The sequence below is a fragment of the Alkalihalophilus lindianensis genome (genome assembly GCF_032843265.1).
GTDB classification, from domain to species: Bacteria; Bacillota; Bacilli; order Bacillales; family Bacillaceae_D; genus Alkalihalophilus; species Alkalihalophilus lindianensis.
Map to the genome: position 1 here is coordinate 125,318 of NZ_JAWJBA010000002.1, position 25,535 is coordinate 150,852.

Here is a 25,535-nt window from a genome sequence, read left to right on the forward strand (position 1 = left end):
ATGAAAGCTGTAACCTATCAAGGAAACCACCATGTTGAAGTAAAAGAAGTTCCAGACGCTAAGCTTGAAAAGAAAGATGATGTGATAGTTAGGATAACCTCTACGGCCATTTGCGGGTCTGACCTTCATTTGTATCAAGGAAACATGCCTCTTCCCAAAGGTTATATAATCGGTCATGAACCGATGGGAATCGTAGAAGAAGTTGGGCCTGATGTAGAAAGGGTTAAAAAAGGAGATCGTGTCGTGATACCGTTTAATGTATCATGTGGGGAATGTATTTACTGTCAACACGATTTAACGAGTCAATGTGATAATTCTAACCCTCATTATGATTCTGGTGGCTATTTTGGTTACACTGAAAAGTTTGGGAACCATCCAGGAGGACAAGCTGAATACTTAAAGGTGCCTTTTGGTAATTACACCCCCTTTGTTATTCCTGAATCATGCGAACTAGAGGATGAATCATTACTATTTTTAAGTGATGTTCTCCCCACTGCCTATTGGAGCGTTGTCCACGCAGGCGTTAAAAAAGGAGATACTGTTATCGTCTTAGGCTGTGGTCCAGTTGGGCTAATGACTCAAAAGTTTGCTTGGATGCATGGAGCAAAGAGAGTAATTGCAGTTGATTACCTAGATTACCGATTACGACGAGCTAAAGCAATGAACCAAGTCGAAGTCTTTGATTTCGCAGCTTTTGAAGACATGGGTGAATATTTAAAAGAAATTACTCATGGTGGAGCTGATGTAGTCATCGATTGCGTTGGAATGGATGGGAAGAAATCACCCTTAGAATTTCTTGAACAGAAATTAAAACTACAAGGGGGCACCCTCGGCCCTATTCAAATAGCAACAAAAGCAGTTCGAAAAGCGGGAACGGTTCAAATCACTGGAGTGTATGGAAGCCTCTATAACTCTTTTCCACTTGGCGCCTTTTTCGCTCGGAACATTACACTTAAAATGGGGCAGGCACCTGTTATCCCTTTTATGCCTATATTGCTAGACAAAATTAACAATAACGAGTTTGATCCAAAAGAAATTATTACGCATTCCCTCCCCCTTCAAGATGCAAATAAAGGGTATGAGTTGTTTAATAATCATGAAGATGATTGCATAAAAGTCGTGTTAAAACCGTAAATACAAGCAAAAAACGCTCTCCGATTAGGAAGAGCGTTTTGCTGTTGTCTTATTTGTTTGAAGATCAACAGGGATCACCGCATCACAGATTTCTTTTTCTAACTCTGCACGGTAGTATGAAAATTCTTTTTCCGTCCAAGCAAGTTCATTTTTCATATATGAAAAGATCTGTTCCTTCCACGTACGTACCCATTCAATATCAAAGAATAGCGCTCCTGTCCTACGGATGAAGAAATCACTAGGTTTTACCGTCATCTCTTCATGGATAGCGTAATTGATTTTTGCATAGACATAACGACTAAGGTTCGTACTTTTTTCCATATCGAACGCTTTTGCATAATGGAACAGTTTATCAACATTCGATCCGTACATCCCTGCTAGCTTTCGTCCCTCTTCTTTCGTTAGACCGTGTTGGGGAGCTTCTTCTGCTTTTGTTTCGATGAATGGCTCTAGTCCCTTCGATCCACCAACATCGCCACCTGAGATCGGAAAATTCTTGGTTTGACAATCACTGAACACTTTATATTGGTCTTCTTTAAAACGTTTTGCGATTAAATTAACCACCGATTCCGCCATTTTACGATACCCTGTCAACTTACCACCAGCCATTGTTAAAAGGCCACTTTCTCCTTCCCAAATCTCATCTTTTCTTGAGATTTCAGAAGGATCTTTTCCTTTTTCATAAATAAGCGGACGGACACCGGCCCAGCTTGACTCAACATCATCTTCTGTTACTAATACGTCAGGGAACATATAGTGAATGGCATTTAGAATGTATTCACGATCCTCTGAAGTCATTTTCGGATGAGCAAGGTCTTGATCAAAGAATGTGTCGGTTGTTCCAACATATGTTTTCCCATCGCGTGGAATAGCAAACACCATACGTTTATCTGGTGTATCAAAATAAATGGCCTGACGAAGTGGGAAGACGGATTGATCGATGACCAGGTGAACCCCTTTTGTTAAACGTAATTGTTTATTTGTTTTCGAGTAATCTTTTTCTATCATTTGATCGACCCAAGGCCCAGCAGCATTAATCACTTTACGCGCATGAAGATGATACGTTTTGTTTGTCAGGCAATCACCTGCAACAATGCCAGAAACCTTTTTATTTTCATCATATAAAAATTCTTCTGCTTTCGTGTAATTGATAATATCAGCACCATGCTCGGCTGCTGCTTTGATCACTTCAATTGTTAACCTAGCATCATCTGTACGATACTCAACATAGTACCCACCGCCTGTTAAACCATCTTTTTTAACAAGTGGTTCTCTCTCAGACGTTTCATTAGCCGATAACATTTTACGACGCTCAGATTTTTTGACACCTGCTAGCATGTCATACACAAACAGCCCAAGAGATGCACTTCTTTTACCGAAAGTTCCGCCCTTATGCATCGGTAACATCATCCACTCTGGTGTTGTTACATGTGGCCCGTTCTCATAAACAATTGCTCGCTCTTTCCCTACTTCTGCCACCATACCAACTTGAAATTGCTTTAAATAACGTAATCCACCGTGAACAAGCTTTGTTGAACGACTCGATGTACCTGCTGCAAAGTCTTGCATCTCAACAAGCGCCACTTTCATTCCACGAAGCGTCGCATCAAGGGCAATTCCGGCCCCTGTAATTCCGCCACCAATGACTAAGACATCATACTTTTCGTCCATCATCTTGCTTAACTGCTCTTCTCTTGAACTCGCTGAAAAATGAGTACTCATCGTAAAACCTCCATTATATTTTTATATACAAAAAAGACACGAAGAAACGACAACAAGCATAATAACAGGTTCGTTATTACGCAAATTGGTTCTCCGTGTCTCCTACCGTCTATTAACTTATTTTTATCTTAACATAGATCACTTGAGTTGGATAGAGAGATGCCTGGAGAAAGAAAAAAAGCTGATTGAAGACCAATCAGCTAGTTCTCTAACTCAAGATGTTCTTTTAGCACGTTTGATAACTGCTCTAGTTTTTCTTCATCAGGAGAGAAATAATAAATTCCATCTTTCGTTATATCTTCCCCTTCAATTTGATGTTGCTCGATTTCATCAATGGCCGCATTATAGGTCGAATAAATGTCCCACAATTCTCCTAATGATAAATTCGTTGTGACATTGTCTTCAACTACATTTAAAATATCAGTAAAGTTGGCAAGTGAAGAGATGCTTGCTCCCTTCTCCATAACAGCTTCCATCACTTGACGCTGTCTTTCTTGGCGGCCAAAATCATCATCAGGGTCTAGATGCCTCATACGTGAGTAACCAAGAGCTTTTTCACCATCGAGCTTAATCGTCCCTTTAGGATAATGCATCTCATGAAATGTAAACTCTTGATCATTTTCTACCTCGATTCCCCCAACAGCATCGACGGTATCTTTAAAACTTTCCATATTGACCGTGACATAATAATCCACTGGAATATCTAAGAAATGCTCAACTGTATAAATTGCTGTTTCTCTGCCTCCCAATGCATGTGCGTGACTAATCTTATCTGTCGTTGCTTGACCTCTAATACTTGTTAACGTATCACGTGGAATGCTGACCATATTAACCGATTCTACACTAGGATTAATCGTTAATAGAATCATGGTATCAGTACGGCCAAGGTCATCTCGGCTTTCAAGTTCATCTACCCCCATTAATAAAACCGAAATGGGATCACCCTCATCTAAATTAAGCTCTTCTAGCCGCTTTTCTGACTTTGATCGATCCAAGCTTTCTTGAATACTACCGAAAGCAGACGTCGCTGCATTCCATACGTAACTCCCCGCTCCAACAACAAGCACTAAACATGCAGTAATAATAATAAGCACAAACTTCTTTACCTTATCAGACATAATGACACCTCCGTTCTCTACAGCATAAAATACGTAAATGCCCAAATAAAGATTGAGCATTTACGATTTATGACATGTATGACCACTGCCTTATTTAAGCAGCAGGGCTTGTATCTGGCTTTGTTTCAGTTTGATAGTTCCGTCCTGTGCGAGATACTTTGTTCCAATCTGTGTTAAAGAAATACTCTATTGTCCCGTGCATCACGATATACATTAATGCAAAACGATAGACAAACACATCTAAGAGAATCGTTATACATAAGGAAGGAATATCCCTCCATTGAAACCTAAATCCATGATATCGATTCATTATCAGCGCTGCTATATCATATACGACCCCGAAGATAAAGAGGAACGTGAGATAGTACAGCATATAAGATAGATACGATTCAGGAGGAGAAACGATCGCATTAACAATAAAGAAGCCAGTCATAATAAATGCTGATATAATCCCCACTAAAAATGATTCAAAAATGTAAAAGAAAGAAACGGCCTTTCTAAATAATGTTTTTCTAAAGAAGGAGTGGAAATGAATCACACAATCAATATATGCCTTCTGCCAGCGCACACGTTGTTTGAAAAAGTCATTCCATGTTTCAGGCATTTCCGTATAGGAGATGGCATCTTTTATATGGACAACCTTTTTGCTTATATGTTTAGCGATGTACTCATGCATTTTTAAAGTGATGTCAATATCCTCACCAATTGTTGACCTGTACCCTCCAACCTCAAGCAATGCTTCTTTTCTAAATATCCCAAATGCCCCGGAAATAACAGCTAATGCATGAAAACGAGCTAATGAGACCTTTGTAATATAGAATGCTTTTAGAAAATCAAACATTTGCAAGCGGACAAGGAAGTTTGCATGACGCAAGGATAAGCGTTTTAATGGGTTCGATGTTTTCGTTTGTAGGACATGTACCATGCCTCCTGCAGCGACCACATCCTCATCTTCAAATGTTTCATTCACTTTAGGCAAAGCATTTTCCGTTAAAACCGTATCAGCATCTAAGGAAACGACAATATCCTCGCTTGCATATTCAATGCCGGCATTTAAGGCATCTGCTTTTCCACCGTTTACTTTATCAACCACGTAGATAAAAGGATACAGTTCCGATTGATAGAAATTCTTCACGCTCTTATGTGATAATTTTTTTAAAGGAGCTTTATTACTCGGTTTGAGCTTTAAGTAAGTGTGTAAAAGAGAGAACGTCTGATCATTAGAGCCGTCATTAATATAGATGACTTCCACGTTTTTATAAGGTAAGGAACTCATATTTTTTAACGAGGTTTCTATAATTCCTTGCTCATTATAACAAGGAACCAAAACGCTAATTCCTTTTTCCTCTTCAAGCTTCTTTTTAATACTTTCTTCCTTTGAACGGAACCAAGGCAGCGAATGCAGTAGGTGAAGAGATGGGAAAATAATACCTAATATAAAGAAGACAAAGAACAGATTTTCAAAAAACTCATTCCATTTAAATAGATCCTTCGCATCCCATAACCCGCTTCGTCTCATATCGGCAATCCCATTAATGGTTCCATCTGCTTTGTTTAGCTCAAGTGCTTGAATTCCGCCGAAATATACGGCAAGTCTCTTATTTTCAAATTGATAACCAGCTCTTGCCATATCGCCTAGAACTTCCTCAGAATAGCCTTCTTCTACGTACAAGACATCATCTTCTCCGTAAAACCGTTTCGCTTCTACTGCATTTTCAAGAGGCTCACCAAAATATAAGTGCCTTGATAATACTTGGGCCATTACTGAGGGTATTCGGTTCCCTCCGGGTGTCCCAATTCCAATTACTCGCTCATCATCGACATATATAGTCGGTGCTGATAAACTTCTTGAGCGTTTATTTGGCTCATATTTATTTGGAGAATCACCAAATTCGCTGAATTGCTCCGTTGAATTATTTAGAAAGAACCCTGAAGTATACTCTCCGGACCCAAAGAAATTACTGAGTGTATCGGTTGCTGATACAACCATTCCATCCGGGTCAACCACGACAAAGTGTGTCGTATCTGTCTTTTCATCATGTTCTCTCTCTTCATCAAATATCGTTTCTTTTGATGGTTCAGAAAGTGAAACTTGACCTGCTAACTCTTTGATATGCTCGTCATTTGTGAGCACGTCCACATCAACATCAGTAAATTCCGGATCCCCTACTTTCGTAATCCGCTCATTCTTTGTGATCTTAGATATTTCATTCATAATATGAACAAATTCAAATTCATTCTCTTTTGTTTCCGCTATATTCAATTCTTCAGCAAGCAGCATGGACTGAACAACAGAGACCCCAGCTAAAGGAGCACTCGCGGAATAAAGCGTCCCACTCTCCAGCTCGCCTTTTACAGCTTCCGTAATTTCCACTTCATAAGTCGCTAACTCTTCAGCGTCTAAATAAGGAATCGTTTCTGTTAATTTCCCACCAATTTCTCCGGCATAAAATGCTCTTGGTCCGTCTTCTTGAATGGCCGTCAATGTCTCTGCTAACTCTGGCTGTTTTAATGTCTTTCCCGGCTCGATTGTTTTACCGTCAGGAAAGAAATGCGGCAGCTCCTCGACAGGCAGACGCGGTGAGGCAGCTTCAAGACGTTCCCATAAGAGGTAATCGACTTCGAACCCTTCTTCTGCAAGAGAAACAGCAGGTGAAATAAGATGCTCCATCGGCGTTAACCCAAAATCCTCATGAATGATAGCAAGTCCTCTCACTATTCCAGGTACGCCTGAAACCTGTTGATTCCATTCTTCATCTGACGTTGCACTTGCCCGGTAATCATAAACCACCGGCTCTTCTTTATCAGGAGGTAAAATCAGCATTTGACCACCGCCGCCAATCCCTGATCCATAAGGCTCTACAACCCCTAGTGCATAGGAAACAGCAATTGCAGCATCAACGGCATTTCCTCCGTTTTCAAGAACCTCCATCCCTGCCTCAACAGCAGCAGGATGAGATGCACTTACACCGTAATTATCATATTTACTCTCTTTGTTTAACCCTTGTTCTTCAGCCGATGCTGTATTTAAGGGGATAACACTACCTAAAACAAGACTATTTATAATCAACAGGATTGATAGTTTCTTAATAAACAAACAACAGATCACCTCCACCTTCAAAATGAACAAAATACATTCGTATCCTATATCAATACGCGTATCCCTGCAATTGCCCTCTGCAGAATGTGATGAGGTGATTTCCGTTCTCCTTAGGACTATTTCATTACGGTTAATTATGCTTTTTTCCCCTTAGGCGCGCATATATTCTTATCTAAATAAGCACAATGATACCTATATGTCGCAATATCCAATCTTAATATTAGCAAATTAGTAGCTATATTCTCATGCCGATATGTTAATTAAACTTCTATATATTCCTACTTTCTATCTTTTTATAAGCCTTTCAACATTCATTAGTTCATTTTTTTTACAAATAAGTGAACAATGACTAATATATCTCAATTTGTATATTTTATTTAGACAATATGCTTCTCTTTCCCGTATGAAAAAGGTATTATTTTTTTCGACAATTTTTTAACAATATTCATTAATTTTGCATGATTAGGATGTGAAGAAAGGGTTTATTACTATGTCTTATTATTAATTCTATACTGATACATTTGCAGCATAATAATAAAAGGACGACCCTCTAAGATACGGTCGCCCTTTATTATTATGAAAAGGCTTCTAAGCCAAATACAAAATGGACTACAAGAAAAACAACAATCATTAACACGATACCGACAACTAATCCTGTAATCGGTTCCTTTAATTCATTATTCAACGTTTTCATCTCCTTTTTGTTAGTAACTATGTGAATAACTCAAAGAGAGAAGAATGTACTTTTGAATTTAATGGTCATAAGAAACGTTTTTACTTTAAGTAAAGGAATATAAGAAGTAAGATAGCTTCTTTCACTAGACGAATAACGATTCAGGTTAGGAAAAGGGGTTGATATTGAGCCAAATTCGATAAATTCGACAGCTGGAGAATAAGTTAAACCGCCTATATTCTCTAAGCCGTCTAACTCAGCGGTGATATAGGATGGGAAATGATCGTTTTGACTGTTTAAGTGTAAGTGACTAAAAGAAGTAGCAATAAAAGTAAGCAATAAACAGCATACAATAGAGCCCTTTAGCACCATCATTCCCTCCTTCATCAACACTGTGGATAAATTGTGGATTTTTTTTACTATATAGTAGTTTTCACGAACTGGCTATTGATTATGTATACGGTCCTAAAGATTGAAAAAGACTATGGCAATAAAACTGCTAATAGAAGGATCGTAAGCTGTATGAGAAAGTCTTAACCACGGTCTACATCTTTTGTTTTAAAATAGGGGTTTCTCTTTTATCTTCTTCGGGTATTGAAAGTGAAAAAAGAAGGAACGAGCAGTAATAGGATATGGGGGTGAGAGCATGTTAACTAGTACTACATCTGCATATATTGCACGTATTATTGATGGTGAGGGTTCTATTACTTTAACAAGAATGCATATGTCCGAACATAGGAGACCTATTATTTCATTTCCTAGTACAGACTTGGAATTATTAGAGTACATTCAAAGCTTAATTGGAGGTTACATCACTTCTAAGAAAAATTACAAACCAAGCGTTCATAAGAATTTCTATGTTCTAACCATAAAAAACAAACAAAGCAGTATGCATATCCTTAGTTGTATTTCTCCTTATTTAAGAATTAAACAAAAAAGAATACGAGCAGTTTTCATTTTGGATCATTATAATTCTGTTACTTGTCGCAATGGTAAATACTCAAATGAAAATTCCTTTTAAAACAAAATTTCGAGAAAGAATTTTTCTCTTTGTAACAAAACAACCCGATCACCTGTTGCAGTGATCGGGTTGACGGTATAAGTATGGTGGAGACGGTGGGACATGTTATTCCAAGCTTTCGCAATGGCACTGACTATATCTTGAACTTGAACATTATTCAAGTCCCTTGGCGTATTATGAAGCATGTATTTTTTGCACGATTGTGCAGGATGCTCCATCCTAGTACTACCTTGTAGGCAGCCTATAAGTCGATACACGGCTGTTGGATTGCTCCACATACCGCTCGGCATCACCTTATCACAAACTATATTGTGACGTAGACTTCACCGATAAAGCCAAGTTATCACTCATGCGTCACCACATGAGGCGACTATTTCCATAATCGAACCCACGTCCAGAAACAACGACACTTATGCTTCTACGAGTGTAGTTACTGAATTAGCATTTCGCCAATTCTTCTGCCCAGTAACAGGCGTCCGAACGGCTAGTCTGATCAATCTCTTCCTTCGCTCACAGACGGAGAGCAACCGGCGTAGCCCACTTAGAGTGAGTTCCAGTACCTACCACATGGGCGATGGAGGGTGGAACCGCAGAGTGCTATTAGGCAGCTACTGCGAAGTTGTTGTTTTCTTTGCCAGTTATAGGCTTTGGCGTTTTAACGAGGCCGACCCCCTCGACTCGCAACATAAGCACGACCTATCCCTGTCGAATCCTAAACGTCCCCATGTTATAAAACTATGTGGAAGTACCTCGTATTACCGAAGGCATCCTTTGTGAATCACAAGCCCAGAACATTTGTGCTCTGGACTTCTTATTATAGCAGTTCTTACTTTTTCTTGCAACTGGAAGTGTTACCCTCTCATCCGATCCTTTAAGGCACGTTCCACTTCTCGTTTTGCATCTTTACGTCTCAATGTTTCACGCTTATCAAAATTCTTCTTACCTTTAGCAAGTCCAATTAAGATCTTCGCATAGCCATTTTTAATATACACTTTAAGCGGAACAAGCGAATAACCTTGCTGCTTCGTTAAACCAATAAGTTGATTGATTTGCTTTTTATGAAGCAATAGCTTACGTGCACGTTCTGGTTCATGGTTATAACGATTCCCTTGTTCGTACTCACTAATGTGCGCATTATGAAGATACATCTCTCCATTTTTAATGCGAGCAAATGAATCTTTTAAGTTCATTCTGCCTGCACGCATCGACTTTATTTCTGTACCTTGTAAAACCATGCCTGCTTCATACGTTTCTTCAATAAAATAATCATGTCTTGCTTTTTTGTTTTGGGCAATTACTTTTCCTTGTGTTCCAGCCATTGTCCGACACCTCGTGCTTTCCTTCGTTCTTCCATCTTAGCAAAAAGGAGAGGAATGCGTCAATTAGAGAGTGCACCCTATTCAACAAGAAAGCTGTCCACCTAAGCAGACAGCCTATAATCGTATTAACGCTTCTTCTTACGACCTTTATTCCGTTTCACGCTTGGTGCATTTTCATAAAAAGCTTTCTTCTTTTTCTTTTTACGAGAGCCTTCGCCACTTCCGCCCTCACTTAAATTTATGCCTTGACCTTGACTGTTGCCTTTTTTACTACTTCCACCACGTCTGCGGTCAAATTCTCCTCCGCCTTGACCAGCACGCTTCTTACGCTTGCCGCCTTCTATTACTTTCGGACGACTTCTGTGTTCACGAGGCTGTCGCGGCTTCATACCAACGACCTCAAAGTCAATCGAAGCTTCATCTACATTAACGTTGACAACGCGGACTTCGATTTCATCGCCGATACGGAAGACTTGAGCGGTACGTTCACCAATCATCGCATATTGCTTCTCATCATAATGATAGTAATCATCCGTTAAGTAGCTTACATGCACAAGTCCTTCGATCGTATTTTCTAGCTCGACAAACAATCCAAAGTTGGTCACACCACTAATCATCCCTTGGAACGTCTCCCCAATCTTATCTTCCATGTATTGAGCTTTCTTCACGCTATCCGTATCACGCTCAGCGTCAACGGCACGTCGCTCCATTTCAGACGAATGACGAGTTAAATCTGGTAACTTTTCACGCCAATGATCTTGTGTTTGTGGATCTACATTTCCTTTGATTAAGTAGGTGCGAATTAACCTGTGGACAAGTAAATCCGGATAACGACGTATTGGTGATGTGAAATGGGTGTAAAACTCTGTTGATAACCCAAAGTGTCCTAAACTATTCGGATCATACTTTGCCTGCTGCATCGAGCGTAGCATAACCGTACTAATAACGGTTTCCTCAGGCTCTCCACGTACTTCCTCAAGCAACTTTTGCAGAGCACGAGGATGCACAGTATTGGCATTTCCGCGCACAACATAACCAAAGTTCGTTATAAACTCTAAGAATTTTGTCAGCTTATCAGCATCCGGATCCTCATGAATACGATACACAAACGGTAGCTTCAACCAGTGGAAGTGCTCCGCAATCGTTTCATTGGCCGCTAACATAAATTCCTCAATTAAACGCTCAGCTACTGATCGTGTACGAAGCACAATATCATTCGCTTTACCTTCTTCATCAACAAGAACTTTCGCTTCTTTAAAATCAAAGTCAATTGCACCACGTTCGAAACGCTTATTACGTAAAATCGACGCAAGTTTCTCCATATCTTGAAAATGAGGCACGAGTGATTCATAACGAGCTTTTACTTCTTCGTCATCATCAACTAAAATCTTATTCACATCTGTATAAGTCATGCGCTCAGTCGTTTTAATCACACTTTGGAAAATATCATGCTTAACAACTTGACCATCCGGTGTAATTTCCATTTCACAAGATAATGTTAAACGGTCCACTTGTGGATTCAAACTACAGATCCCGTTTGAAAGACGATGCGGAATCATTGGAATGACTCGGTCGACTAAATAGACACTTGTCGCACGATCTGCCGCTTCTTTATCAATCGGAGAGCCTTCTGTAACGTAATGACTGACATCTGCAATATGGACACCTAAAAGGTAGTTTCCATTGTTTAGTTTCTTCACATGAACAGCATCATCAAGGTCCTTCGCATCGGCACCGTCAATGGTAACGATCACTTCATCTCGTAAATCACGACGGCCTTCAATATCATTCGGGTCAATTTCATCACTAATTGAATTAGCATGTTGAAGTACTTCATCTGTAAATTCAAGCGGAATACCGTGTTTGTAAATAATCGAGAGAATATCCATACCCGGGTCATTTTTATGACCGAGAATTTTCGTTACTTCTCCTTCTGCACTCATTCTGCCCTCAGGGTACTTTGTAATCGAGACGACTACTTTATGTCCATCTACAGCCCCTTTTTTTGCTGTACTTGGAATTAAAATATCATTTGGAATACGCTTATCGTCCGCTACAACCATTCCATACGATTCATGGTCTAGATACGTGCCGACGACATCTTTTACACCACGCTCAAGAATTCGAACGACTTTCCCTTCAGGTCTAGCCCCTTTAGAGTGTTGATGCAAGCGAACTAAAACGGTATCTCCATTCATCGCACTTTCAAGGTCCGCATGAGAAACGTAGACATCTTTCTCCCCTTCAACTTCAGGAATAATAAACGCAAATCCCTTCGCATGACCTTGCACACGGCCTCTAACGAGATTCATTTTCTCCGGAACACCGTAACGATCACTTCTCGTACGTACGACAAGTCCACGAGTTTCCATTTCATTTAATGACTTCACCAGTTCTTTAAAATTTTCACTACCTTGAACTTGTAAAACCTCTTCAAGTTCAGCTACAGAAACGGGCTTTTCGGCTTCGTTGCGAAAGTAGGTAAGTAGTTGCTGGATTTGTTCTTCATTCATAGTAAAATCTCCTTTCGTTTCAAACAGCCTCGCCTGTTCTGTTCTATACAGTCCAGTCTAATCCTTCTAAAAATTGAAGAATATCTGCATGAAGCTGTTCTTTCTCTTTGTCTAATGTAATAACATGGCCTGATTCCTCATACCATTTTAATGATTTTTCATCTGATTCAACCTGATCGTGAATAATGTTAGCACTTTCAATATCAATCATATGATCTTTCCTTGCTTGAACAACAAAGGTAGGTGAGTAAACATGATCAAGGTGATGATGGACATCTGTAATGAGCTCACGTAACGCACTAAGTGTGTCCATCGGTTGAAAATGTTCCATTTCTCGATTAATCTCATCCGAGGTCTTTTGTTCCCGCTTTTTATATTCACGCGCATAAGCGAGCACGCCTTTATACATCGCGTCTTCTGTTTTAGGGCGAACTGGAGCACACATTGGCACAATTCCCTTTACAGGTAAAGTGTACCCGATTTTCAAAGAGAATACCCCACCTAGAGAGAGTCCACATACTGCTATTTCATCATGGCCTTTCTCTTTTAAATAATTGTAGCCAGCTTGGACATCATCCCACCAATCACTTGGACCTGTTTGAACAAGTTCCTCTGGAGGGACACCATGACCTTTATAAAGCGGGGCATGACATGTGTACCCTTCCTTTTGCAAATGGCGTCCAATCATTCTTACATCGGCCGTCGTTCCGGTAAAACCATGTAATAATAATACCGCACGATCGCCTCCCTCAAATGTAAATGGCTTAGGTGCTACTACTTTCATGTTCGTCTTCCTCTCTTGATTCATTTCGTTCCATTAAAAAGTTTTCAATAACTTCAATTAACATATCTTTTTCAAATCCGTGACAGATCATGTGATTTGATTTTTCTAAAAAACGGATCTCTTTTTCGTCTGAGGTGATCATATCAAATAAATACTCAGCACTCTTTTTGGGGACCACACCGTCTTTCCCACCTTGAATAATGAGTGTTGGTATTTTCACTTTTGCTAAATAAGGCCTAATAAGCTTAACGGCTTGCATAAACTGAAACACAGCCGCCATCGGAGTTTCGATCACTTTTTTACGATATAGGTTGTAAGTGAAGTCGTCTTTAAGCTCACCACGAAACCTCATCCGAACAGCTTCTTTAAGATCTTGTAACAGCTGCAATGGATTTAAATAATACGCTGCAGCACTAAGAAGCACAAGCTTTGAAACAGGATATTTAGAAGCTATATAACAGGCTAACATACCACCCATCGAAAAACCAATCACATACACTTTCTCGCATCGCTCTAACAATTCCTTTGTAGCTACTTCGGCCATATACACCCATTCTTTATAGGTTACATCTTTTAAATTACCTTCCGGACCGTGCCCCGGAAGTGTAGGAGTATAAACGAGCCAACCTTGCTTTTGTAAATGAGTAGCCACAGGTTCGACTTCCCAAGGTTCACCTGTAAAACCGTGCAAACAGAGGCATCCAATCATCTCGTGTCACCTTTCTTTGCTGTTACTATGATTGTACCCGAAAACATAATAGTACAATCTTCTTTTTATTTATCAACAAGAACAAATAAAGCAGTAGGTGCACGACCCACTGCTTAAAGCCTACATGAAATATGCGACGGCAATTGTTAAGACAAAGAACAATACCGCAAGAACAACTGTCGCTTGACTTAACACTGCATCGATTCCACGTGCTTTTTGTTTACCTACTAATTGTTCAGCTCCACCTGAGATTGCACCGGATAAACCAGCACTACGTCCAGATTGGAGTAAAACAACAGCAATCAACGCGATCGATACGATAATCAATGAAACAAAAGCAACTGTTTGCACCCCTTCTACACCTCCAAGCACAATATGCGCTTCTATAACTTTACCACAAATTGAGACATTGCTACAACCATAAATAATCATGATTAATGTAGGTGAGGCTTGTTGTTATGAGCGAAATATAAGTTGTTATGTGCGAAATTTCTTGGATATGTGCGATATTTCCCAACTTATGTGCGCTATCACCGATATATGTGCGCCATTCTCGATTTATGTGCGCACTCGCTTTTTTGAGCTTTTTATGAGCGAAACCCGCTCATAAAAAGCTCCGCCGCGAACTCAAAAACCAAAAAAGAAGAGCGCATCGTCATGCACTCCTCCTCAGTTAATCAATTACTGCTTTAAGTTATAGAATGCACTGCGGCCGCTGTATTGCGCCACGTTAGCAAGCTCGTCTTCGATGCGAAGAAGTTGGTTGTACTTCGCCACACGGTCCGTACGAGACGGGGCACCAGTCTTAATTTGACCAGCATTTGTTGCAACTGCGATATCAGCGATTGTTGCATCTTCTGTTTCACCAGAACGGTGAGAGATAACAGCTGTGTAACCAGCGCGCTTCGCCATTTCGATTGCTTCAAATGTTTCTGTAAGTGTACCAATTTGGTTTACTTTGATTAGGATTGAGTTACCGATTCCTTTTTCAATTCCTTCAGAAAGCTTTGTTGTGTTTGTAACAAATAGATCGTCACCAACAAGTTGTACTTTATCACCAAGACGATCTGTTAATAGCTTGAAGCCATCCCAGTCGTTTTCGTCAAGACCATCTTCAATTGAGATGATTGGGTATTTAGAAACAAGCTCTTCGTAGAATGTAACCATTTCCTCAGAAGATAATACTTTACCTTCTCCAGCAAGATGGTATTTACCGTCTTCTTTGTTGAAGATTTCAGAAGCAGCAACATCCATTGCAAGAACAACTTCTTCACCTGGCTTGTAGCCAGCTTTTTCGATTGCTTCAATGATTGTTGAAAGTGCTTCTTCATTTGAAGATAAGTTAGGAGCGAATCCACCTTCGTCACCTACAGCTGTGTTATAGCCTTTGCCTTTAAGAACAGCTTTTAAGTTGTGGAAGATCTCTGCGCCCATGCGTACTGCTTCTTTAAAGTCAGCAGCACCGATAGGCATTACCATGAATTCTTGAATATCAACGTTATTATCAGCATGCTCTCCACCGTTGATGATGTTCATCATTGGTACAGGAAGTTGCTTCGCATTGAATCCGCCAAGGTATACGTATAAAGGTACACCTAGTGCTTCAGCAGCAGCATGAGCTACAGCCATAGATACACCAAGAATAGCGTTTGCACCTAATTTAGATTTGTTTTCCGTTCCATCAAGTTCGATCATTAATTGGTCAATACCAAGTTGATCTAGAGCGTCAATGCCAATAAGCTCAGGAGCAATCACGTCATTCACGTTCTCAACTGCTTGAAGAACTCCTTTACCCATGTAGCGCTCTCCGCCATCACGTAATTCAACTGCTTCGTATTCACCAGTAGATGCGCCACTTGGAACAAGAGCGCGACCCATAGCACCAGACTCAAGATATACTTCTACTTCAACTGTAGGGTTACCACGAGAATCAAGGACTTCGCGTGCGTAAACATCTGTAATCATTGTCATATTATAGTCACTCCTTAAGATTATATTAAAATAGTTTCTTTCCAGTCATTTCATTCGGCTGAGATCCACCAAGGAGGGCAAGTACCGTTGGCGCTAAATCAGCTAAAATTCCATCCTCACGTAAAGTGAGTCCTTCTTGTGTCACGATAACAGGTACTCGGTTTGTTGTGTGTGCTGTCATTGGCTTATTATCAAGCGTCATCACTTCGTCTGCATTACCGTGGTCCGCGGTAATAACAGCAGCTCCGCCTTTTGCAATGATGGCATCAACAATCTTACCTAAGCATTCATCAACGACTTCAACTGCCTTAATCGTTGGCTCAAGCATACCTGAGTGTCCAACCATATCAGGGTTTGCAAAGTTTAAGATGATAGCATCGTGTTTATCTGCTTCAATGTCTGCTAAAAGGGCACCCGTTAATTCATAGGCACTCATTTCAGGTTGAAGATCATACGTCGCCACTTTTGGAGAGTCGATTAAAATACGCTCTTCTCCTTCAAATGGCTCTTCACGACCGCCACTAAAGAAAAATGTCACATGGGGATATTTTTCTGTTTCTGCGATGCGTAATTGCTTGTAGTTTTGTTGCGCTAAAACTTCGCCTAATGTGTTATCTAGGTTAGAAGGCTTAAACGCCACATAGCCATCAACGGTTTCACTAAAGTGGGTCATACACACATAGTGAACATCAGTAGGGTGAGCGGGTCCGCGCTCAAAACCACGGAAGTCTTCGTTTGTAAAAACTTGTGACATTTGGATTGCACGGTCTGGACGGAAATTAAAGAAAATCACCGCATCATCATCTTGAACTGTACCGACTGGCGTTCCGTCTTGCTTTGTCATCACGGATGGAATGACGAACTCATCATGGATTCCATTTTCATAGCTATCTTTTAATAGCTCAATTGGATCTTGATAAGTTGGTCCTTCGCCATAAACCATTGCACGATATGACTTTTCAACACGATCCCAACGACGGTCACGGTCCATTGCATAATAACGCCCGTGTAGGCTGGCAAGTTCACCCACACCAAGCTCGGCTAATTTCTTTTGTAAGGCCTCAACATAAATTTCAGCTGAAGTTGGTCCTACATCGCGTCCATCTAGGAAACCATGAACGTACACTTTCTCTACTTGTTCACTCTTTGCTAGTTCAAGTAGGGCAAATAGATGATCGATATGACTGTGAATACCTCCATCTGATAATAACCCATATACATGAAGTGCGCTATTTTTTGTTTTAACATGATGAATCGCTTCATGGAAGGTTTGATTTTCAAAGAAATCTCCTTCACGAATCGATAAGTTCACACGAGTTAAACTTTGATACACAATACGACCAGCGCCAATATTTAAATGGCCTACTTCCGAGTTACCCATTTGGCCGTCCGGAAGACCTACTGCTTCACCAGCAGCTTCTAGTGTCGCATGCGGGTACTTGTCCCAATAGCGATCAAAATTTGGTTTTTTTGCTTGTGCCACTGCGTTTCCATTTACTTCATCACGCATTGCGAATCCGTCAAGGATAATCAGTGCTACTGGCTTCTTGCTCATTTACCTGCCTCCAAAAGCTCAAGAAATGATTGTGGATCAAGACTTGCACCACCAACAAGGGCACCATCAATGTCTGTTTGTGCCATGTACTCTGCAATATTTGCAGGTTTTACACTACCGCCGTATTGAATACGAACAGCAGCTGCTGCTGACTCGCTGAAGGTAGTTGCTACTACATCACGGATATAGGCACATACTTCGTTTGCATCAGCTGCCGTTGAAGATTTCCCTGTTCCGATCGCCCAGATTGGCTCATAAGCAATGACTGTTTCTTTTACTTGCTCTTCGCTTAAACCAGCAAGACCTTTAACTACTTGCTCGCTTACAACATTATTTGTTTTACCAGCTTCACGCTCTGCATCTGTTTCACCACAGCACATGATTGGTACAAGATTATGCTTGAAGGCAGCATGGACTTTCTTGTTTACCGTTTCATCTGTTTCAGCAAACATTTCACGACGCTCAGAGTGACCAATGATCACATAAGGAACGTTCATGTCTTGTAGAGCGACAGGGCTAATTTCACCTGTGAATGCACCATTTTCTTCAAAATGAACATTTTGAGCTCCTACTTTAAGGTCTGTACCGTTTGTCTCAGATACAAGACTTTCGAGAAACAATGCAGGAGAACAAACAACTGCATCTACTTCGCTACTTGCTGGAACGTTTGATTTTACTTCTTGGACAAATTGTTTCGCTTCGCCAAGTGTTTTATTCATTTTCCAGTTACCTGCGATAATTGGCTTACGCATGTGAACCACCTCGTCCTCGTATTATTTTTCGTTTAATGCAACGACGCCTGGAAGTTGTTTTCCTTCCATGAACTCAAGTGATGCTCCGCCACCTGTGGAAATATGACTCATCTTATCCGCTAAGTCGAACTTCTCAACAGCTGCAGCAGAATCTCCACCACCGATAACTGAGTAAGCTTCACTTGTAGAAAGAGCTTCAGCTACGGCTTTCGTACCGTTAGCAAATACTTGCAATTCAAATACACCCATTGGTCCATTCCAGATCACAAGCTTCGATTCCTCGATTACGCTGCGATATGTATCACGTGTTTTTGGTCCGATATCAAGCGCTTCCCAATCAGATGGAATCGAATCAATATCTACAACCTTCGTATTAGCATCCTCAGAAAAGTCATCGGCTACAACAACATCTTCTGGCATGTAAAACTTAACACCTTTTTCCTTTGCCTTATCCATGAACGATTTTGCTAGATCGACCTTGTCTTCTTCTAGAAGAGACTTCCCTACTTCGTGGCCCTGTGCTTTTACAAATGTATAAGCAAGTCCTCCACCAATAATTAAGTTGTCCACTTTTTCTAGTAAGTTTTCAATAACACCGATCTTATCTTTTACCTTCGCTCCACCAATAATGGCAGTGAAAGGACGCTCAGGATTAGATAGCGCTTTTCCAAGAACATCAAGCTCTTTTTCCATTAGAAGTCCAGCTACAGCAGGAATATGTTGTGCAATTCCTTCCGTTGAAGCGTGTGCACGGTGAGCTGCGCCAAATGCATCGTTTACGTACACATCAGCAAGACTTGCAAATGCCTTCGCTAATTCAGGATCATTTTTCTCTTCACCTGCATAAAAGCGTACATTTTCAAGAAGTAACACGTCACCATCACTTAAACTGTTAGCTGCCGCTTCCGCTTCTTCCCCATAAGCTTCATCAACTTTTTTAACATCTTTCCCTAAAAGTTCACTTAGGCGAGTTGCAATAGGCGTAAGGCGAAGTTCTTCAACCACTTCTCCTTTAGGACGGCCAAGGTGGCTAGCTAATAGAACTTTAGCTCCTTGATCTGCAAGGAATTCAATCGTAGGTAGTGCTGCACGAATACGAGTTTCATCCGTGATTTCACCATTTTTCATCGGCACGTTAAAGTCGACGCGGCAAAATACTTTTTTTCCTTTAAGATCAATGTCTCGAACGGTTTTCTTGTTCATTAGATCGAACCTCCAGTCACATTCTACTCTCTAAAGTTGACAGCGGAAAGGGGAGATAGTACTCATACTCTCCTCCCCCAATACTATCTTATCTGATTATAGTCCTTGTTTAGCGATGTATTCAACAAGATCTACTACGCGGTGAGAATAACCTGATTCATTGTCATACCAAGAGATGACTTTAACCATGTTACCTTCCATAACCATTGTTGATAGTGCATCAATTGTAGAAGAAGATGGGTTACCATTGTAATCACCAGATACTAATGGCTCTTCGCTGTAAGCAAGAACTCCGTTAAGAGCACCTTCACTAGCTTCTTTGAATGCTGCATTTACATCTTCAGCTGTTACTTCATTATCAAGTTCAGCTACAAGGTCAACTAGTGATACGTTAGGTGTTGGAACACGCATAGCACCACCGTTTAATTTACCTTTAAGCTCAGGTAATACTAATGCAACGGCTTTAGCAGCACCTGTTGTTGTAGGAATGATATTCTCTGCAGCCGCACGAGCACGACGGTAATCTTTGTGCGGAAGGTCAAGAATTTGTTGGTCGTTTGTGTATGAGTGAACAGTTGTCATCATACCACGACGGATACCGAACTTATCGTTTAATACTTTTGCAAATGGTGCAAGACAGTTTGTTGTACAAGATGCATTAGAGATTACGTGGTGGCTAGCAGCATCGTACTTGTCTTCGTTAACACCCATAACAACTGTGATATCTTCATCAGATGCAGGAGCAGAAATGATTACTTTCTTAGCGCCAGCTTCGATGTGTTTTGCAGCATCTTCACGCTTTGTGAAGAAACCAGTTGATTCTACAACTACTTCTACTCCACGATCTCCCCAAGCAAGGTCAGCTGGGTTTCGTTCTGCAGAAACGTTGATTTCTTTTCCGTTCACAACTAACGCGTTGTCTTTTACTTCGATATCTACATCAAGTACACCGTGTACTGAATCATACTTTAGAAGGTGTGCAAGCATGTTTGCATCTGTAAGGTCATTGATTGCTACAACCTCAACGTTCGGATTATTTAATGCTGCACGAAATACGTTACGTCCAATACGTCCAAAACCGTTAATACCAATTTTTGTTGCCATGATAAAATTCCTCCTAGTAGTAAGTAAGTTTTGATAAGAAGTACTAAAGTAAATAGAATTCCTATCTATTATCAAAAAGGGCTAAACCCTTTTATCTACCAATTTCTCATTGTTCAATCTCAAGTAACCTTCTAGCTGCTGACTCATCTGTAATTAGTACATCACTTGGGCGATATTTCATATAAGCGGAAATCGCTTCTGCCTTAGATTCTCCCCCAGCAACTGAAATCACATACTTATCTTTGTCCAACTCATCAAGCTGTAAACCAATCGTACGCTGTTTATGAATAATCATTCCTTCACGGTTAAAGTAGTAACCAAATGCTTCTGCTACCGCTTGTTCCCGCTCAATCTTTTCCATAAACGTGTCCTTTGATCTACGTCGGGTGGCCATTGTGTTCGCCTCACCAATTCCGTGAATCACTACTCTAGCTGATTTGATCAGCTTTAGGATATCCTGGATTGACGGCTCTAATACAAGAGATGAGTAAGCTTCTTCGCTTAATTGATCTGGAACGTGAAGCAACCGGTACTGTGCCCCTGCTCTTGTTGCCAGTTCAGCACTAATCGTATTCGCTTGATTTTCAACTTTCTCTCCAAGACCACCACGAGCTGGGACAAATATCACATCCCGCATACTAGCATCAGGAGTCATCATTTCAGCAACAGCAGCAAGTGTTGTGCCACCCATAACCGCAATAACATCATTTGGCTCTCGTTTGGTCTTTAGTTCACTGATACTAGCACGACCAAGCTCATGTTTCACCCAATGATCCTCATCACTATTTCCGGCCACAACTAACACTTTTTTAACCCCAAGCTTTTGTTCTACCTGTTCTTCAAGAGTGCGAAGTCCAAGTAACTCTTTCATGACATCTTCTAATTGATAAAAGAGCGCTTCTCCAGCTGGAGTAACAGTCATGCCGGCTGTTGCAAAAGAAACAAGTCCCTGATCTTTTAAAAAAGTAACCTCTGTGCGCAAAACTCGCTCAGACATTTGCAAGTTAGAAGATAAATTCCTTCTCCCTATCGGTTGCATTAAGCGAATGTACTGAAGTATTTTGTAACGTTTCACCATTACATCAAGCATGTCTGGTAATAATTTTTGCTGAATATCTAACAATACTCGCATAGAACAAAAAACTCCTTACTCGTCACTCTTACACAAATCGCCCCGTGGGGTAAAATGTGTCCCGCGCAGTCATTTCGCGTCCCGATATGGGTAAAAAAAGATCAAATCCTTATCTTCACGTTCATTTTAACAAGGAAATGATCTACTTACAAGCGATATCTACCCAATTATCTGAAGTAAACGTTTTCTTATTTTTTCTTTTGACAATTGTCCGAAATCAATTTCTTCTTCCGCAACTGCCACTACTGGAATCATCACTTGATACTTTAAAAGCAACTCATCATCTTCATAAATATCAATCACTGATAGCTCAAATGGAATTTCTTTTTGAAGTTCTTTCATCATTTCTACCCCGTGATCACATAGTGGGCAGTGGTGCTTCGAATAAACATCTACGTGTAGCATATGCCAACATTCATCCCCTATTCATATCTCTTACGTTTGGCAGAAGACGGAATTCCAAGTTCATCTCTATATTTGGCAATGGCACGGCGAGAAACCGTAATTCCCTTTTCACTCTCAAGCCACGTCACAATCTTCTGATCAGATAGCGGCTTAGCTTTTGATTCATTTGCCACTAGTTCTTTAATTAACTCTTTAATGGACTGGCTTGAAGTGGATTCTCCAAATCCGTTCTTCACACTCGATGTAAAGAAAGCCTTCAGCTCATATAATCCACGAGGTGTTTGTGCATATTTGTGTGTCGTTGCCCGGCTCACAGTTGACTCATGCATCTCAATCTCTTCAGCAATATCTTTTAATGTTAGGGGCTTTAAAACTCCATTTTTCGATTCAAAAAAGGCGCGTTGATGTCTAACAATTGCTTCCGCTACTTTTTTGATCGTTTGTTGACGTTGTTCAATGCTTTTAAGTAACCATTGTATTTGTTGATACTTTTGTTTCGCATATTCACTCGCTTCAGCCTGGTTTGGCTGCTTTAAGAGTTTTTCGTAATCACGATTCAAGCGAATCGGTGGCAATGAGTCGTCTATTAATTGCACAACTAACTCGCTATCCTTCCACGTAATCGAAAGGTCGGGAATCAAATAGTTTGTCGGCTCACCTGAGAACTGTGTGCCAGGACGTGGATCTAGCGTTTGAATCAAGTCATTTACATCTTGAATATCGGCTAAGGTAACATCTAGTTCTGCTGCGAGAGCTTTCCACTTTTTCGATGCTAAATCCTCCATATGATGCATGACAATCATTTCTGCTAAAGGAGCTTTATTAGAAAGACGTTTTAGTTGTAAATAGAGGCATTCTTGCAAAGACCTCGCTCCAACTCCTGCGGGATCAAAGCTTTGTAAGATCCGTAAAACATCTTCGCCTTCTTCCTCACTGATCATTAAATCATTGCATACTTCTGTAAAGGAACGACAGAAATAACCATCCTCACGTAAGCTAAAAATGAAATAATGAAGTTGCTTCTCACGTTCTTTCGATAACGCAATCTCCCCTGCTTGAGAAATAAGATGCTCGCTCAAACTCACTTGATCAATAAGCGCATAATCAATCGGCGATGCCTCATCTTCACTTTTTTGATATGATTTCGTTTTAGAAATAGACCCCTCTATATATGAAGATTCGCTTCCCGTTTGAATAGAAGCTTGATCTTGTAAGTCCATCAATGGATTTTCAAGTGCCTGTTCGTGTATGAAGGCGGACAAGTCTGTTGTGGAGTACTGCAACAAATTAATCGCTTGGCGCAACTCCTGCGTCATGATTAACGTTGTCGTCTGCTGTTGAAAAAGACCAAACTGCATAACCTTCCTCCTCCCATTTAATATCATACCATATTTTAAACCTTTTACGATGAATTGAAAGCGCTTACTAAATAGTATGAAACCAATTCTGTTTCAGACCAACTAAACATATTATACTATAGAAAAGTGGAGTTGAGTGGTCTGGCATGGAGAAAAATTAGGGGAAACAATAAGAAGTCGGCTTTTGGCTTCGTTTGATTCACCGATTTTTTCTCGCAGGGCAAGGAATCGGAACTAGACAAGAAAAGTGAAGATGACTGCTTTGATATGCGAAAAAATACAGGGGGAGCAATATGAAGTCGCTTTTAGACTTCATTTGATTCACCGATTTTTTCTCGCAGGGCACGGAATCGGAACTAGACAAGAAAAGTGAAGATGACTGCTTTGACATGCGAAAAAATACAGGGGGAGCAATATGAAGTCGCTTTTTGACTTCATTTGATTCACCGATTTTTTTCTCGCAGGGCAAGGAATCGGAACTAGACAAGAAAAGTGAAAGTGGCTCGTTTAGGTACGAAGGCACTGGAGCTTGGGCAATGAGAAGCGCCCTTTGCTTCGTTTGACTAAGTGAAGCGTCACTGATTGACCTTTTACGTTTGAACTACTTTAAAATCGGCTATGATGTAAGAAGGGTTTAGGCACCATGATAGGGAATAGTATGTAATAGAGGAGGCAAATTATTTGACCTTCTTTGACCTATTAGGTATGATGTACATAAGTTATGAAAGTCGTCCGTACATAAGAGAATCAAACGTGTTGGCGGATGCGAAGCAACAAGGATCATCCTAATAATTTTGAAACAATCCATTTATAAGGAGGAAAATGAACATGAACTTAATTCCTACAGTTATTGAGCAAACAAACCGAGGTGAGCGTGCTTATGACATTTACTCTCGCCTGTTAAAAGATCGTATCATTATGCTTGGTAGTGCAATTGACGACAACGTAGCTAACTCCATTGTGGCTCAACTTTTATTCCTGCAAGCAGAAGATCCTGAGAAAGATATTTCTCTTTATATTAATAGTCCAGGCGGTTCCATCACAGCGGGTATGGCTATTTACGATACGATGAACTTTATTAAGCCTAAAGTATCTACAATCTGCATCGGTATGGCTGCTTCAATGGGTGCATTCCTACTTGCTGCGGGTGAGCCTGGTAAACGTCTTGCTCTACCAAACAGTGAAGTGATGATTCACCAACCATTAGGCGGAACACAAGGTCAAGCATCTGACATTGAAATTCACGCTCGTCGTATTATTGAAATGCGCGCGACACTTAACAAGATTCTTGCAGAGCGTACTGGTCAACCTCTTGAAGTCGTTGCACGCGATACAGATCGTGACAACTTCATGACTGCTACTAGAGCAAAAGAATATGGCCTTATTGATGAAGTAATCTCTTCTCCATCTAAATAAGGAACTCAGACACCTAGCATGATGCTAGGTGTCTTTTTTTCACTCAAATGATTCGCGATATGAGCGAGAAATCGGATTTATGTGCGAGTTGTACTCGGATATGAGCGAGCTGCATCATATATGTGCGCAAAATCTGATTTATGTGCGCTATTTTGGCTTTATGTGCGAACGCCCCATTTGGATGCAATTTATGAGCGAACGGCAGACATGCTTCCCCATCTCCGACTCCCCAACTCAAAAAAAAGATGCAGTCCCCGCCGGAGGACCGCATCACTTCTTTTTATGCTTCTTTTTCAACATATTTTGCTAAAGCGTCGAGCGCTTCTTGTTCATCATGACCTTCTGTAATCAAGGTAATCGTTGTTCCTTGGCTAAGTGCTAGGCTCATTAGCCCCATGATGCTTTTTGCGTTTACTTTTTTATCGCCTTTTTCAATGAAGACATCCGCTGAAAAACGGTTTGCTTCTTGAACGAATAGAGCAGCTGGTCTTGCTTGTAGACCCGTTTTTAATTTCACTTGAACTTCTTTTTGTGCCATCATTAATC

22 protein-coding genes and 1 other RNA gene are annotated in these 25,535 nt (G+C 40.5%); 3 read left to right on the forward strand and 20 right to left on the reverse strand.

All coding sequences use genetic code 11. From position 1 onward, the window contains the following. Complete coding sequence (locus RYX56_RS07400; protein WP_317121441.1) at positions 1-1,134, forward strand: zinc-dependent alcohol dehydrogenase; 1,134 nt, start codon at positions 1-3, stop codon at positions 1,132-1,134. A gap of 24 nt (positions 1,135-1,158) precedes the next feature. Here RYX56_RS07400 and RYX56_RS07405 read toward each other — a convergent pair whose 3' ends face one another. The 4 genes from RYX56_RS07405 to RYX56_RS07420 all read right to left on the reverse strand — a co-directional run bounded on the left by RYX56_RS07405 (position 1,159) and on the right by RYX56_RS07420 (position 8,122). Beyond that, positions 1,159-2,856 carry a glycerol-3-phosphate dehydrogenase/oxidase gene (locus RYX56_RS07405; protein WP_317121442.1) on the reverse strand — a complete coding sequence of 566 codons (1,698 nt, stop codon included), beginning with the start codon at positions 2,854-2,856 and terminating at the stop codon, positions 1,159-1,161. A 200-nt stretch (positions 2,857-3,056) separates the two neighbouring features. Next, on the reverse strand, positions 3,057-3,974 hold the full coding sequence (locus RYX56_RS07410) for an LCP family glycopolymer transferase (protein WP_317121443.1): 918 nt from the start codon (positions 3,972-3,974) through the stop codon (positions 3,057-3,059). 94 nt (positions 3,975-4,068) lie between these two features. Further along, on the reverse strand, positions 4,069-7,071 hold the full coding sequence (locus RYX56_RS07415; RefSeq protein WP_317121444.1) for a gamma-glutamyltransferase: 3,003 nt from the start codon (positions 7,069-7,071) through the stop codon (positions 4,069-4,071). Between the two features lie 727 nt (positions 7,072-7,798). Further along, positions 7,799-8,122 carry a hypothetical protein gene (locus RYX56_RS07420; RefSeq protein WP_317121445.1) on the reverse strand — a complete coding sequence of 108 codons (324 nt, stop codon included), beginning with the start codon at positions 8,120-8,122 and terminating at the stop codon, positions 7,799-7,801. A gap of 271 nt (positions 8,123-8,393) precedes the next feature. Between RYX56_RS07420 and RYX56_RS07425 the strand changes: the two genes are divergently transcribed. Further along, positions 8,394-8,768: an LAGLIDADG family homing endonuclease gene (locus RYX56_RS07425; protein ID WP_317121446.1), complete on the forward strand. Its 375-nt coding sequence runs from the start codon at positions 8,394-8,396 to the stop codon at positions 8,766-8,768. Here RYX56_RS07425 and RYX56_RS07430 read toward each other — a convergent pair. From RYX56_RS07430 to rpoN, 15 genes are all read right to left on the reverse strand, one after another. Next, positions 8,765-8,986 carry a hypothetical protein gene (locus tag RYX56_RS07430; RefSeq protein WP_317121447.1) on the reverse strand — a complete coding sequence of 74 codons (222 nt, stop codon included), beginning with the start codon at positions 8,984-8,986 and terminating at the stop codon, positions 8,765-8,767. The genes RYX56_RS07425 and RYX56_RS07430 overlap by 4 nt on opposite strands. A gap of 161 nt (positions 8,987-9,147) precedes the next feature. Then, positions 9,148-9,484, reverse strand: a transfer-messenger RNA (tmRNA) gene (gene ssrA, locus RYX56_RS07435). Positions 9,485-9,619: 135 nt separating this feature from the next. Beyond that, positions 9,620-10,087: an SsrA-binding protein SmpB gene (gene smpB, locus RYX56_RS07440; protein ID WP_047972981.1), complete on the reverse strand. Its 468-nt coding sequence runs from the start codon at positions 10,085-10,087 to the stop codon at positions 9,620-9,622. 125 nt (positions 10,088-10,212) lie between these two features. Then, positions 10,213-12,600, reverse strand: a complete 2,388-nt coding sequence (gene rnr / locus RYX56_RS07445) for a ribonuclease R (RefSeq protein ID WP_317121448.1) — start codon at positions 12,598-12,600, stop codon at positions 10,213-10,215. 43 nt (positions 12,601-12,643) lie between these two features. Next, complete coding sequence (locus RYX56_RS07450) at positions 12,644-13,384, reverse strand: alpha/beta hydrolase (RefSeq protein WP_317121449.1); 741 nt, start codon at positions 13,382-13,384, stop codon at positions 12,644-12,646. Beyond that, positions 13,365-14,075, reverse strand: a complete 711-nt coding sequence (locus RYX56_RS07455) for an alpha/beta hydrolase (RefSeq protein WP_317121450.1) — start codon at positions 14,073-14,075, stop codon at positions 13,365-13,367. The genes RYX56_RS07450 and RYX56_RS07455 overlap by 20 nt, the downstream gene beginning before the upstream one ends. Before the next feature lie 138 nt (positions 14,076-14,213). Then, entirely contained in the window at positions 14,214-14,444 is a 231-nt protein-coding gene (secG, locus tag RYX56_RS07460) for a preprotein translocase subunit SecG (RefSeq protein ID WP_047973492.1), read from the reverse strand. A 330-nt stretch (positions 14,445-14,774) separates the two neighbouring features. Further along, positions 14,775-16,064: a phosphopyruvate hydratase gene (gene eno, locus RYX56_RS07465; protein ID WP_047973494.1), complete on the reverse strand. Its 1,290-nt coding sequence runs from the start codon at positions 16,062-16,064 to the stop codon at positions 14,775-14,777. A gap of 25 nt (positions 16,065-16,089) precedes the next feature. Next, on the reverse strand, positions 16,090-17,619 hold the full coding sequence (gene gpmI / locus RYX56_RS07470) for a 2,3-bisphosphoglycerate-independent phosphoglycerate mutase (RefSeq protein ID WP_317121451.1): 1,530 nt from the start codon (positions 17,617-17,619) through the stop codon (positions 16,090-16,092). Beyond that, positions 17,616-18,371, reverse strand: coding sequence for a triose-phosphate isomerase (gene tpiA, locus RYX56_RS07475; protein ID WP_317121452.1), 756 nt, complete (start codon positions 18,369-18,371; stop codon positions 17,616-17,618). The genes gpmI and tpiA overlap by 4 nt, the downstream gene beginning before the upstream one ends. A 21-nt stretch (positions 18,372-18,392) precedes the next feature. Further along, complete coding sequence (locus tag RYX56_RS07480) at positions 18,393-19,574, reverse strand: phosphoglycerate kinase (protein ID WP_317121453.1); 1,182 nt, start codon at positions 19,572-19,574, stop codon at positions 18,393-18,395. 96 nt (positions 19,575-19,670) lie between these two features. Further along, positions 19,671-20,678, reverse strand: a complete 1,008-nt coding sequence (gap, locus tag RYX56_RS07485; RefSeq protein ID WP_317121454.1) for a type I glyceraldehyde-3-phosphate dehydrogenase — start codon at positions 20,676-20,678, stop codon at positions 19,671-19,673. A 106-nt stretch (positions 20,679-20,784) separates the two neighbouring features. Then, positions 20,785-21,810: a sugar-binding transcriptional regulator gene (locus RYX56_RS07490; protein WP_317121455.1), complete on the reverse strand. Its 1,026-nt coding sequence runs from the start codon at positions 21,808-21,810 to the stop codon at positions 20,785-20,787. Between the two features lie 159 nt (positions 21,811-21,969). After that, a complete protein-coding gene (locus tag RYX56_RS07495; RefSeq protein ID WP_047973456.1) occupies positions 21,970-22,215 on the reverse strand; it encodes a glutaredoxin family protein in 246 nt (81 codons plus the stop codon). A gap of 17 nt (positions 22,216-22,232) precedes the next feature. Then, positions 22,233-23,573, reverse strand: coding sequence for an RNA polymerase factor sigma-54 (gene rpoN / locus RYX56_RS07500; protein WP_317121456.1), 1,341 nt, complete (start codon positions 23,571-23,573; stop codon positions 22,233-22,235). A gap of 828 nt (positions 23,574-24,401) precedes the next feature. Here rpoN and clpP point away from each other — a divergent pair. After that, entirely contained in the window at positions 24,402-24,989 is a 588-nt protein-coding gene (gene clpP / locus RYX56_RS07505; protein ID WP_317121457.1) for an ATP-dependent Clp endopeptidase proteolytic subunit ClpP, read from the forward strand. Between the two features lie 280 nt (positions 24,990-25,269). On the opposite strand, the gene RYX56_RS07510 is transcribed toward clpP, so the two are convergent. Then, positions 25,270-25,527: an HPr family phosphocarrier protein gene (locus RYX56_RS07510; RefSeq protein WP_317121929.1), complete on the reverse strand. Its 258-nt coding sequence runs from the start codon at positions 25,525-25,527 to the stop codon at positions 25,270-25,272. Between the last annotated feature and the right edge of the window lie 8 nt (positions 25,528-25,535).